Source organism: Burkholderia sp. Ac-20349 (genome assembly GCF_017104865.1).
Taxonomy (GTDB): Bacteria; Pseudomonadota; Gammaproteobacteria; order Burkholderiales; family Burkholderiaceae; genus Burkholderia; species Burkholderia aenigmatica.
In genome coordinates this window covers 19,363-32,015 of record NZ_JAAGPM010000056.1, presented here as the reverse complement: position 1 = coordinate 32,015, position 12,653 = coordinate 19,363, and the positions used below count along the sequence as shown (strand labels likewise).

The 12,653-nt window shown below is 67.7% G+C and carries 10 protein-coding genes; 2 read left to right on the top strand and 8 right to left on the bottom strand.

Annotation, left to right across the window (positions count from 1 at the left end):
• Window positions 1–276 precede the first annotated feature (276 nt).
• The gene (locus G3N61_RS19515) at window positions 277–2,457 is read left to right on the top strand and encodes an ornithine decarboxylase (RefSeq protein WP_205823353.1); all 2,181 of its coding nucleotides are present in this window, start codon (window positions 277–279) and stop codon (window positions 2,455–2,457) included.
• Window positions 2,458–2,556: 99 nt separating this feature from the next.
• A complete protein-coding gene (locus G3N61_RS19510; RefSeq protein WP_205823352.1) occupies window positions 2,557–3,090 on the top strand; it encodes a hypothetical protein in 534 nt (177 codons plus the stop codon).
• 61 nt (window positions 3,091–3,151) lie between these two features.
• Here the strand turns inward: G3N61_RS19510 and G3N61_RS19505 are convergent, their stop codons facing one another.
• From G3N61_RS19505 to G3N61_RS19470, 8 genes are all read right to left on the bottom strand, one after another.
• The gene (locus G3N61_RS19505) at window positions 3,152–4,309 is read right to left on the bottom strand and encodes an iron-containing alcohol dehydrogenase (RefSeq protein ID WP_089453311.1); all 1,158 of its coding nucleotides are present in this window, start codon (window positions 4,307–4,309) and stop codon (window positions 3,152–3,154) included.
• Window positions 4,306–4,641 carry a putative quinol monooxygenase gene (locus G3N61_RS19500; RefSeq protein WP_089453312.1) on the bottom strand — a complete coding sequence of 112 codons (336 nt, stop codon included), beginning with the start codon at window positions 4,639–4,641 and terminating at the stop codon, window positions 4,306–4,308. The genes G3N61_RS19505 and G3N61_RS19500 overlap by 4 nt, the downstream gene beginning before the upstream one ends.
• Before the next feature lie 28 nt (window positions 4,642–4,669).
• The gene (locus G3N61_RS19495; protein WP_043179478.1) at window positions 4,670–5,245 is read right to left on the bottom strand and encodes a glycerol-3-phosphate responsive antiterminator; all 576 of its coding nucleotides are present in this window, start codon (window positions 5,243–5,245) and stop codon (window positions 4,670–4,672) included.
• 5 nt (window positions 5,246–5,250) lie between these two features.
• Window positions 5,251–6,813, bottom strand: a complete 1,563-nt coding sequence (locus G3N61_RS19490; protein WP_205823351.1) for an FAD-binding oxidoreductase — start codon at window positions 6,811–6,813, stop codon at window positions 5,251–5,253.
• Window positions 6,810–8,489 (bottom strand): glycerol-3-phosphate dehydrogenase/oxidase, encoded by a 1,680-nt coding sequence (locus G3N61_RS19485; protein ID WP_205823350.1) that lies wholly within the window; start codon window positions 8,487–8,489, stop codon window positions 6,810–6,812. Before G3N61_RS19485 ends, G3N61_RS19490 begins: the two co-directional genes overlap by 4 nt.
• Before the next feature lie 18 nt (window positions 8,490–8,507).
• Window positions 8,508–10,049 carry an FGGY family carbohydrate kinase gene (locus tag G3N61_RS19480; protein ID WP_205823349.1) on the bottom strand — a complete coding sequence of 514 codons (1,542 nt, stop codon included), beginning with the start codon at window positions 10,047–10,049 and terminating at the stop codon, window positions 8,508–8,510.
• Window positions 10,046–11,509, bottom strand: a complete 1,464-nt coding sequence (locus G3N61_RS19475) for an MFS transporter (RefSeq protein ID WP_205823348.1) — start codon at window positions 11,507–11,509, stop codon at window positions 10,046–10,048. Before G3N61_RS19475 ends, G3N61_RS19480 begins: the two co-directional genes overlap by 4 nt.
• A gap of 310 nt (window positions 11,510–11,819) precedes the next feature.
• Window positions 11,820–12,557, bottom strand: a complete 738-nt coding sequence (locus tag G3N61_RS19470; RefSeq protein ID WP_089453317.1) for an SDR family oxidoreductase — start codon at window positions 12,555–12,557, stop codon at window positions 11,820–11,822.
• Between the last annotated feature and the right edge of the window lie 96 nt (window positions 12,558–12,653).

Sequence of the window (12,653 nt, the reverse complement as noted above, 5' to 3'; positions counted from 1 at the left end):
TGCCAATTCCTGATTATTTGATCATTCTCATCCTGCACTGAGATTGTCGATTCAGGTCGATTGAATTTGCGTGGTTTTGTTGCTACGATCGGCTGCGCCGTGCATTGACCGATAGCGGCTGTGCCTCGCCGGACAAGGCTTCTTCGTGCGGCGCGCCAATCGGCATTCAGCATTCCGCGGGAGCATTTCAATCGGCTGCAGCGCGTATCGGATTACGCGGATTACGCAGCCGTGCGAATGCGGCTCCCGCATCCGCACATTTACGGGAGAGTTCGCGTGAGCCTGTTGAAAATCGCAGTCGAGCCGGCGCTGATTGGCGCCTTCCTCACCACGCATGAACAGGTCGATGTATTTCAGACCGATTTCACGAATATCGCGGCAATCGTCGTCGGAATCGAATCGGCGCAACAGGTGCTTAAAACCGTCGAAAAAACCGGGTTCGCGATTCCATTCTTCATTGCGGTCGAGCCCGACCAGGAAGTGCCGCCGTCGATCCTGCCGAGCGCGAGCGGCGTGATCCAGCTCCGCCACGGCGGCCGCCACTACTACGGCCGGCAGATCTCCGCCGCCGCCGACATCTACAGCGAGAACCTGCTGCCGCCGTTCTTCAAGGTGATGCGCGAATACGTGCAGCGTGGCTACGTCGAGTTCGACTGCCCGGGCCACCAGGGCGGCCAGTTCTTCTCGAATCACCCGCTGGGCCGGATGTTCTTCGACTTCTTCGGCGAAACGATCTTTCGCGCCGACCTCTGCAACGCCGACGTCCGGCTCGGCGACCTGCTGATCCACGAAGGCCCCGCGCTGGAAGCGCAGCGCAATGCCGCGCGGATCTACAACGCGGACAAGACCTACTTCGTGCTGAACGGCACGTCGACGTCGAACAAGGTCGTCACGAGCGCGCTGCTCGCCCCCGACGATCTCGTGCTGTTCGACCGCAACAACCACAAGTCGGTACACCTCGGCGCGCTGGTGCTGTCGGGCGCGCGGCCGGTCTACCTCGAAACCGCGCGCAACGCATGGGGCCTCATCGGCGGCGTCGACAGCGCGGCGCTCGACGAAGCCCGCATTCGCGACGCGATCCGCGACGTCGCGCCGGAGCGCGCCGACCGGCCGCGCCCGTTCCGGCTCGCGGTGATCCAGCTCGGCACCTACGACGGCACGATCTACAACGCGCGCGAGATCGTCGACCGGATCGGGCACCTGTGCGACTACATCCTGTTCGATTCGGCGTGGGTCGGCTATGAGCAGTTCATCCCGATGATGCAGGACTGCTCGCCGCTGATGCTCACGCTCGGCCCCGACGATCCCGGCATCTTCGTCACGCAGTCGGTGCACAAGCAGCAGGCCGGTTTCTCGCAGACGTCGCAGATCCACAAGAAGGACAGCCACATCGAAGGCCAGAAGCGCTTCTGCGATCACCGGCGCTTCAACAACGCGTACATGATCCACGCGTCGACGAGCCCGTTCTACCCGATGTTCGCGGCGCTCGACGTGAACGCGCAGATGCATGCGGGCCCGGCCGGCAAGCGCCTGTGGCGCGACTGCGTCGCGCACGGCGTCGATGCGCGCAAGCTGCTGATGAAGACCTGCCGCCAGATTCGCCCGTTCGTTCCGCAACAGATCGACGGCCGCCCGTGGGCCGATTACCCGACCGAGCAGATCGTCGACGACCTGCGCTTCTTCCGCTTCCACCCGACCGATACGTGGCACGGCTTCGAAGGCTATGCGGACGACCAGTATTTCGTCGATCCGTGCAAGCTGCTGCTGACGACACCCGGCATCGATCCCGACACGCACGAATATGCGTCGTTCGGCGCGCCAGCGCCGATCCTGGCGCGCTACCTGCGCGAGCACGGCGTCGTGCCCGAGAAGGCCGACCTGTACACGATCCTGTTCCTGCTCACGCCGTCGGAAAGCTTCGGCAAGCTGCAGCATCTGGTCGCGCACCTCGCGCAGTTCGAACGGCATCTCGACCAGGACACGCCGCTGCGCGAAGCGATTCCGTCGCTGTGCGAAGCGTATCCGGAGCTGTACGGCAACATGCGCCTGCGGCAACTGTGTCAGCGGATGCACGACTTCTACCGCAGCCACGACATGAAGCATCTGCAGAAGCTGATGTTCCGGCGCGCGCAATTCCCGAAGCAGGCGATGTCGCCGCAGGCCGCGAATGCCGAGCTGATCCGCAACAACGTCGAGCTCGTCACGCTCGATCGCATCGAAGGCCGGATCGCGACCGAAGGCGCGCTGCCCTACCCGCCCGGCATCTTCTGCGTGGTGCCCGGCGAAGTATGGGGCGGCCCGGCGCTCGACTACTTCCGCGCGCTCGAAGCCGGGATCAACGCGCTGCCGGGTTTCGAGCCGGAAATCCAGGGTGTCTATCTGCAAACCCTGCCGGATGGCACGAAGCAGGCGTCGGCGTACGTCGTGGCAGCCGGCGCCGACGCGTCACGCGCGTAACCCGACCGGTGGCGGCGTGGCCCGTGCGGCAAACGGCGCGCGCATCGTGAAGGCGCCGCCTCGCCGATCGCGCGGTCGGCGTGTATCATCGCCGCCATCATGCCGATCCGTTCGCTCCGTCCGCTGCTGACCGCCGCCGCCCTCTCCGTCTCCGTTGCGTCACATGCGCAGCAGGTCGGCGTCGTCGCGTTCGGTGTCTACTACACGCCGAACGCGCACCTGACGGCCGGCACATCGCTGCAGATCCTGCCGGACGACGACAAGGGTATCGCGCACTGCTGCGCCACGATTACCGGGCCGGCGAGCAAGCCGGCCAATCAGATATACGACAACCTGCACGACGACCGGAGCGAAGGCCGGACGATCGCCGCGTATGCACTGTCGCTGCCGAAGTCCGTGCCGGCGGACGCGAGCGGCTTCGGCGTCGTCGGCACCGCTCGCTTCGTGCGTCAGGGTGCCCACCCGGAAGCCGTACTCGACGGCGGTCTGCCGCTCGCGTTCTCGACCTGCACGTCGACGGAAGGCACGCACTATCTCGGACGCAAGGTCAGCAACGGCAAGTTGCTCGTACACCTTTATCAATACTTCGATGGCGACCTCGAGCCGACCTGCAAGGATCGCGACCTGAAGTAACGCAGTGCGGCATGCAAACGACAATGTGCCATCGCCCGCCTGCCGTCGAAACGCCGCCGCGTTACCACGCCTGCCGGTAAATCTCCAGCGCGTCGGCCTCCGTCACCTCGCGCGGATTGTTCACGAGCAGGCGCGTCTGCAGCATCGCGTCCGACGCCATCCTCGGCAGGTCACGCTCCCCGATACCGACCTCGCGCAGCGTGCGCGGGATGCCCGTCGCGACGATCAGCCGGTCGATCTCGGCGATCAGCGCGTGCGTGCGCGCTTCATCGCTGCCCGTCGCCGACGGCGCGACGATCGCCGCGAGCTCCGCATACAGCGGCGCGGCAGCCGACGCGTTGAAACGCAGCACGTGCGGCAGCACGAGCGCATTCGACAGCCCGTGCGGCACATGGAAGATTCCGCCGACCGGATAGGCCAGCGCATGCACGGCCGCGACCGGCGCATTCGCGAACGCCTGCCCCGCGAACATCGCACCGACCAGCATCGCCTCGCGCGCGTCGCGGTTGCGGCCGTCGTCGCACGCCGCGAGCAGGTTGCGCGACAGCAGCGTCAGCGCGTGCACGGCCAGCATGTCGGACACCGGGTTCTTCAGCCGCGCGGACGTGTACGCCTCGATCGCATGCACCATCGCGTCGATCCCCGTCGCGGCCGTGGCGGCACGCGGCAGGCCGAGCGTCAGTTCGGCGTCGAGGATCGCGACGTCCGCGAACAGGTGCGGCGACACGACGCCCATCTTGCGCGCCTCGCCGACCGTGACGATCGACACGGCCGTTACTTCCGAACCGGTGCCGGCCGTCGTCGGCATCTGCACGAGCGGCAGCCGCGCGCTCGTGACCTTGTCGACGCCGTACATGTCGGCCAGCGCCTGCTGCCCCGGCGCGAGCACCGCGATCAGCTTCGCGACGTCCATCGACGATCCACCGCCCAGGCCGAGCACGATCTCGGCATCGGCCGCGACGGCCCGCTCGGTCGCCTCCAGCACGACGTGCTCGGGCGGATCGGCGATCACGTCATCGATCACGGTGACGTGCCAGCCGTGCGCGGCGAGGCTCTCCAGCGCGGGCGCGAGCATGCCGCTGCGATGCAGGAACGCATCGGTGACGACGCACAGCCGCACGAGCGCCGGAAAGCGTTCGCGCAACAACGCGCCGAGCCGGCGCGCGGCGCCGAATTCGACGACCTGCGTCGGAACGGTACGGAATTGAAACGGGTTCATCGGGTGCCTCCCGGTGGCGTCGCCGTGCCGGTGTCCGGCTGCACCATGTAGCGCGACACGTCGCGGCGATCGAGCAACGGAATGATCGCGCCGATCGCGATCTGCTGGAAATGCGGCGTTTCCCGATGCACGTCGAGGCCGTCCGCGTCGCGGTAGCGTTCGAGGATCACGATGTGGTCGGGGTCTTCCGGCGACCGGAAATACGCATAGTCGAGATTCTTCGGCTCGGCGCGCGTCGCGGGCGCGAGTTGCGCGAGCAATTCGATCACGCGGTCGGCGTTGCCGGGTTTTGCGTGGTAATGCGCGATGACTTGCAGGTAAGGCTCGTTCATGTTGCGCTCCGTGTTCGACTGGGGGCCGTCACGCGGACGGGTCGAAATTCCACCATGCGCTGTCGCTCGTCGACACCGCGACCGCGCCGTGCCGTCTCGCGCTGCGCACGTCGTCCGCATTGCCGACGAAGCCCGACGCGACGATCGGCGGCAGCGCCTGCCGGTCGGCTTCGCTCAGGTGCGCGAGCATCGGCGCCGGCATCAGTTGCACGAGGTTCGGATCGCTCTGCTCGATCGCCTTCACGCTGCGCGGCCACGTCGAGCGGTCGGTCACGAACACCTTCTGCATCGTGATCAGCCCGGCGCGGTTCGCACGCTGGATCGTCGCGACGCGCGTCGACACGAGGCTGGCAGCGCCGATATCGGCCAGATATTCGACGCCGCCCTTGTCTTGCGACAGCCCGTCGCAACTGTCGATGTTGACGATCACGAACTTGCCGGCCCGGGCGAGCGCCACGACCACGGCCTGCAGCCGGCGCAGATCGACGTTCGCGACGATGCCGACCTCGGCCGCGCTGTCGATGAAACTGTCGGCCTGCTCGACGCCGTACAGCGTGGCGATGACGGGATGACGGGCGAGACGCGCGCCCAGCGACTTGTCCATGACGTTTACCGGTCGACTTGCGGGCCAGTCTCGTCGCCGAGACCGAGCTTGCCGGGGTTGAGGAGTTGTTTCGGATCGAGCGCGCGCTTCACCATCTGCAGCACCGGGAACGCCGTGCCCAGCGAATCGCGCATGTACGGCGAACGCAGCAGCCCGACGCCGTGGTGATGACTCAACGTCGCATTGTATTGGATCAGCACGGCGTTCGCCGCGTCCCACGCCGCGCGGTACCACGCGGCCCGCTCGGCCACCGCGACCTCGCCGCGCAGCGAAAAATACAGGCATGCGCCGTCCGCGTACGCATGCGACTGGTGTGCGGATCCGGCCAGCGTGCCCGGCACGGCCTGCAGCGCGGCTACCACGTCGCGATAGATCGCCGCGAGGTCGCGCCAGCGGCCGCACATCTCCAGCGTATCGGCGACGAAGCCCGGGCTGCGCTTGAAGCCTTCCGCGCTCTTGCCGGTCAGGTAGCGCGTGTCGAGCCACTTCTCGAAGATCGCGTCGCCGTCGAGCTTGCGTCCGCTTGCGTCGCACGTGCGCGCGCTGATCGCCATCACCGCGTCGACGATTTCCTGCGTGCCTTCGTCGGCGATCAGCAGCACGTTCGTCTCCGGCAGCCCGAACTGCACGCCGCTTTCGAGTTCGTCGTAGAGCCGCAGCGCGGCCGGGTTCGCGCCGCGCTGCAGGATCTCGCGGCACGCGTCGAGGCCGGCCGCGAACGTGTCGAAACCGTACGCGATCGCGCGGCCGTAGTCGGGCAGCCGATGCAGCTTCAGGCGCGCGCGCACGATGATGCCGAGCGTCCCTTCGCTGCCGATGAACAACTGCTGCAGATCGGGTCCGACCGCCGCGCGCGAATGGCCGCCCAGCGTGACCAGGCTGCCGTCCGCGAGTACCACGTCCATCCCGAACACCATGTCCTCGATCTTGCCGTAGCGCGTGGACAGCTGCCCCGCGCCGCGGCACGCGATCCAGCCGCCGACCGTGCTGATCCCGAACGACGACGGCCAGTGCCCCATCGTCAGCCCGTGCTCGCGCTGCAGCGTCGCCTCGAACACGTCGCCGAACAGGCCGGCCTCGACGTCGACGATCTGGCTCTCGGCGTCGACGCCGATCAGCCGGTTCAGCCCGCACACGTCGAGCACGATACCGCCGCGCACGGGCAGCGCCGCGCCCGTCACGTTGCTGCGGCCAGCCGACGCCGTCACCGGAATCTTCGCCGCATGCGCGATGCGCATCACGGCCTGTACCTGCTCGACCGTCGACACGCGCACGACGACCGCATGCGGCGTCGCGGGCCGTCCGCCCGTCTCCGCGACCATCGACGCGGCCCACCAGTCGCGCGTCCACGCGACCACGTCGGACGGCTGCGCGAGCACCTCGTCGGCCACCGCGCGCAGCGCATCGAGCTGCTGCGGCGACACGGCGACCGGTGCGCGCTGCATGCCGGCCTCGGGCGGCGTGCTGCCTGCAGCCGGCAGGGTCTGCGCGTATGGCGGCGGCGTATGCGCGCCGACGATGTAGTTGCCGCGGTTGTAGCCGCGCTTGATGGCTTCCTTGCTGATCATTCGTGTTCTCCCATGAGGATGGCTTTTTCGAGGGCAACGGCGGCGACGTAGTCGCGCACCTGGCTGGCGACGGCCGCATCGGACAGGCCGAGCTCCGCCTTGAGGATTTCCCCGACGCGCTGCGCCGCGCGCGCCGACGCGTCGCGCGCCATCAGCCGCGCGCGGGTGCGGCGCGACAACACGTCGTCGACGCTGCGTGCGAATTCGTGACGCGCGGCATAGAGCACTTCCGCTTCGCTGTACGGCAGCCCGTCGACGATCGGCGCGAGCAGCGACGGCGTCGCATCGGCGAGATCGCCGACGAAACGCGCCTCGGTGCCGTAGCGTTCGCCGAGATGCGCGGCGAGCCCGCCCGACGCGACGATCGCCTGCGGGTCGTAGCCGGCCGCGCCGAGCAGGTACGCCGATTTCGTGCGGCAACGCGTGCGGCGGCCGAGCAGCTTGCCGACCGTATCGATCGTCTGCTCGGCCATGTGCCGCGACGTCGTCAGCTTGCCGCCGACGATCGTCACGAGCCCGTCGGGCGCGACATGGATCTCGTGATTGCGCTTCATCTCGATCGTCTTGCCGCCGGGCGGCCCGACGAGCGGCCGGCAGCCGGCGATGCTGCCGACCACGTCGTCCGCATTCAGGTCGACTTTCAATGCGGAACGCGCGCCTTCGAGCAGGAAGTCGAGTTCCTGCCGCGTGCAGTGCACGTCGTCGAGATCGCCGTCGTAGTCTTCGTCGGTCGTGCCGAGATACGACACGTTGCCCCAGCGCGTGATCGTCGCGCGGCGGTTGCGGCCCGGCACGGGAATCGTCACCGTGCAGTCGTTGCGGATCTTCAGCCACGGTATCGCGACATGCACGCCCTTCGCGGGCCGCACCTGCAACGCGGCCGTGTCGCCCTTGCGCGCGCCGGTCCAGTCGCGCAGCCAGACGCCGGTCGCCATCACGACCACGCGCGCCCGCACTCGCCGCTCGCGGCCGTCGGCATGCACGATCGCGCCGTCGACCTTGCCGTGGCCGTCGCGCGTCAGCTCGACGACGCGCGCATGGTTCGCCACCGCCGCGCCGTGAAACGCAGCCGTGCGCACGAGGTTCAGCGTCAGGCGCGCATCGTCGACGCGTGCGTCGAAATACAGGAAGCCGCCGGTCAGGTACGTCTCGTTGAAGGTCGGACAATGCGACAGCACCTCAGCCTTCGTCAGCTTCTGGTGCAGGATGCCCTCGCGCCAGCCGCCGGCGATGTCGTAGGTCCACAGCAGGCTTTCGAACGCTTTCGCGAGACGCCGGTCGAACACGCCTTCCTGCTCCATTACCGGAAACAGGAACGGCAACCGCTGCACGAGATGGCGCGCGTTGCGCCGCAACCGCTGCCGTTCGAGCAACGAATGGCGCACGAGGCCGAGATTGCCCTGCTCGATATAGCGCAGCCCGCCATGCACCATCTTCGACGATTTCGACGACGTGCCCGACGCGAAATCGCTCTTCTCGACGAGCGCGACGCGCAGCCCGCGCAGGCTCGCGTCAAACGCCGCATACGCGCCCGTCACGCCACCGCCGACGATCAGCACGTCGAACGTGTCCGTCTCGAGCCGCGCCAGATGCTCGTCGCGGTTCACGCGCAGCGGCTCGGTGCCCGTCATGCCGGCCCGGTCCGCCTGCGCTTTTCTGGAAGGAAAAAACATCATGCTGGTCGTTCTCCGTGCTTACGCATGAGCGAAATCGGCCGCGTGCGCGAGCTCGGATGCGATCCGCGCATGCCAGGCCGCGCGCCGGCGCTGCCGGCTGTCCGCATCGATCGATGGTTCGAACACCGCGTCGGTGTCCAGCGTCGCGCGGGCCGCATCGAGCGATTCCCACAGCAGCCCCGACGCACCCGCGAGGAAGGCCGCGCCGCGCAGGCTCGCGCGGTCGCCTTCGCGCATCCGGCGCACGGGCACGCCGCTCACGTCGGCCTGGATCTGCAGTAGCGTGTCGCTGCCCGCGAGGCCGCCGCCGACGATCAGCTCGGACACGTCGGCCCGCGCGACGGCTTGATTGGCCTCCAGGCACGACGCGACCGAATGCGCGATACCTTCGAGCACCGCGTACGCCACCTCGGCCTGCGTCGTCGCGATCGAGATGCCCGACAACAACGCGCGCGCGTTCGGCTCCATCCGCGGGACGCGCAGGCCGGTGAGCGCCGGCACGAACGTCACGCCGCGCGCCGACTGCACCGTGCCGGCCAGCGTGCTGATCTGCGCCGGATCGTCGAACCAGCGCAGTTTTTCGCAGACCCAGCGCAACGCCGAGCCCGTCGTCGCGACAAAGGTTTCGAGCGAGTAATGCGACACGCCGCCGTGCCGCCGCGCGGTCATCGCCAGCGTGCCGTCATGCGCGTGACCGGGTTGTGCGTGCGATCCGGCGTCGGGCCGCGCCGTGCCGGTCAGCAGGTCGACGAAGCTGCCGGTGCCGTGTACGCACATCGCCTGGCCACGCTCGACGCAGCCGAGACCGACCGCACCCGCGAACTGGTCGCCCGCACACGCGAGGATCGGCACGTCGATACCGAGCACGTCTTCGCGCGTGCGGCCGAATGCGTCGGCGTCCTCGCGTAACGCCGGCAACAACTCGCGCGGAAAGCCCAGCGCGTCGAGCCACGGCTCGAAATAGCGATGGTCGCCGAGCAGGTACGCGCTGGCGGAGGTCGCGTTGGTCGGTGTCGTCACGCACTCGCGCGCATCCGACAGATGCCACAGCAGCCACGTATCGATCGTCCCGAACGCGAGACAGCCGGCGCGATGCGCATCGGCAACCGCCTGCGACGTACGCATCTGGTGCACGGCCCACAGATACGGCGAACGCACGCCGGCCGGTCGGCCGACCTGCGGCACGAGCACGCGATCCCAGTCGGCCGCGAGACGGTCGAGCTCGGCGGCATGACGCGTGTCCTGCCAGACCATCGCGGGCACGAGCGCGCGCCCGGTCCGCGTATCCCACAGCACGGCGGTCGCGCGCTGCGTTGCGAGCGCCAGCGCGACGATGCACACCCCCTGTTCACGCGCTTGCGCGAGCGTCGCGCGGCAGACTCCGAGCGTCTTGTCGAGGATTGCATTCGCATCCTGTTCGACGACGCCCGGCCGCGGACTCTCGATCGACAGCGGCAGGTATTCAAGGCACGACACGTGCCCACTCGCGTCGACCAGCGCGGCACGTGTACCGGACGTGCCTTCGTCGATGGCGAGAATGACGTTTCGGGAATCGGTCATCGCGGCGTTTTCTCGATGGCGGGTTTCAGGTAGGCCGACGTGACGCGTGCGTCGTCGCCGAAGTGCGGCGCGTCGGGTTCGTTGTCGGGATTGATCGTCGTGCGCGTCGGATCCCAGCGGATCGCGAAGCAGATCGCGCTCGCGACGCACGGCACGATCGCCAGGATCAGGAACGTGTGCTCGAGGCCGTAGCGCGCGCGAAACAGCGGAAAGATCAGCAGGCCGAGCGCCGCGCCGATCGAGCCGAGCGCGCCGACGATGCCGTTCGCGCCCGCGCGCAGCTCGCCGCGAAACGACAGCGACGACAGGCTCTTGCCATTCGCGCCGGGGCCGGCCGAGTGAAACAGGATGAACAGCGACGGCACGACCACCGACAGCCACAACGGCATGCGCGCATGGAACAGCCCGAGCACAACCAGCATCGCGCAGACCGCCGCGAAACCGATCGCGGACGCGCGGCGCAGGCCGACCCGGCGGCCGACCGTCGACGACGAGAAGCCGCCGACGATCCCGAACAGATTGAACACGAGCGCACCGAGCGTCGCGTAGACGAAGTCCTTGCCGAACAGCGCGGCGCTGATCAGCGGCAGATACCAGCCGATCGCGAAGTACTCGATCGACTGGCCGATCTGCACGGCCGCGGCCAGGATCGTGCGTGGCAGGTAGACCCCGCGAAAGATCAGCAGCACGTTCGCGAGGCCGCGCGTCGCCGGATTGACGATCGGCGTGCGCTCATGCGCGGGTGCGGCAACGAAGGCCTGCCCGTAGATGCGCGTCATCGCGCGAGCCGCATCATCGAGACGCTCCTTGCGTGCGAGCCAGATCGGGCTTTCGACGAGGAACGCGCATTGCAGCGCGAGGATCGCGACGCCGAACACCGCGGTGGCCGCCACCGAATAGCGCCAGATGGAATCGCCGACCTGCCAGGTGTGGAACAGCAACGCGAGCAGCAGGTTCAGGCACACGGCCGTGTACCACATGCCCTGCCACGTATTGAGCCGGCTCTTCAGGCGGCCCGGCGTGAACTCCGCGAGCATCGCCATCGCGATCGCGAAGTCGATCCCGTACGCCATCCCGACGAAGAAACGGCCGGCGAGAATCGTATTGAAATCCGGTGCGAACACCACGAGCAGCGCACCGATCACCGACAGCAGCTTCGCGGCGATCAGCGGCCGCACGCGCCCCCACCGGTCGGCCATCCAGCCGCCGATCGGGTTGAACGCGATTGCGACCCACGACGCGAACGACGTCATCCACGCGACCTGTGCGGCCGACAGATGCAATTCGTGCGTCATCGGCCCGAGGCCGGCGCTCAATGCCGAGTTGGAGAATGCGTCGAGAAACAGCCCGCCGAGCGACAGCCACCAGACGAGTCCCGCCCTGCCCGCAATACCGGGGCGCGCGTCGAGAAAGGAGATGACGTCTTCAATGCCATGAAGCTTGACCGCGATCGTTTGCACAATCGGCCTCCGTATATTTGTTCTGTAAGAGGCTCGACATTGCAGATGCGATCGACGCATGGAGAGACCATCTTACAGATAGTCTCTTATCTAGATCTGCCGGGGCAATTTACGGCGCCGGGCGCGGGTATGTCAAGCGCATCCGGTTGTGCGACGCAGCGAGTATCGTTGCGCATGCAACCATATCGGTAGTTTCCCGAGGGCGGCGAATCCGCACGTTGCGGCCGCGCCGTCGGGCGTCAAGTTTGCGGTCGGCATCATCGCGCGCGCCGTATCCACCTGGCGCGCGCACCGCAAGCCGACGCACCGCTCAAACGAGCCTGCCACCGCCGTCGATGTGCAGGATCTCCCCATTCATGAAGCCGTTGCCGAGCAGGAACGCAATCGCTTCCCCCACTTCATCGGCACGCCCCACACGGCCGCCGGGCAGCGCCGATGCCGCGCCCGCGAGGATCGTATCGCGCGCTTCCGTGCCGAACGCGTCATACAGCGGCGTTTCGACGAAGCCGGGCGCGACGACGTTCACGCGAATCGGCTTCAATTCGAGCGCAAGCGACTGCGCCAGCGCCTCGACGCCGCGCACGGCGGCGGCAATGACGGACGTGCCGTGCGCGGCCGGACGATCCGACAGTTGCCCGCCGGTCAGCACGATCGAGCCGGTGGCGGGCATCAGCGGCAACGCGGCCCGGATCGCGTAGACCGGCCCGGCGATCCGCTCCTGCAGCGCGGCGAGCAGGTGATCGGGATCCGTCTCGTTCAGCTTGCCGGCGATGAAGCGGCCGGCGGTAATGACCAGGTGATCGACGCGCGCGATCGTGTCGAAGACGGCCTGCACCGCATGCCGGTCCGCGATGTCGGCCACCGCGATGCGCGCGCCGCCGATCGCTTGCGCGGCGGCTTCGAGCTTCGCGCGGGTCCGGCCGACCAGCGTGACGCTGGCGCCGTTCGCCTTCGCGGCGGCCGCCGCCGCGAGGCCGATTCCGGAGCTCCCGCCGAATACCACCACGTGCGCACCGTCCAGTGCCGAAGATTGCGTTGCCTCGTTCATGTCGACTCCTCATCAGGGATTGAAGGTTCGCGAACGTTAGGTCATTCCTGATTGCACGGGAACGTGGGAGACTTGAATAAGGTTCATGCCATAAAG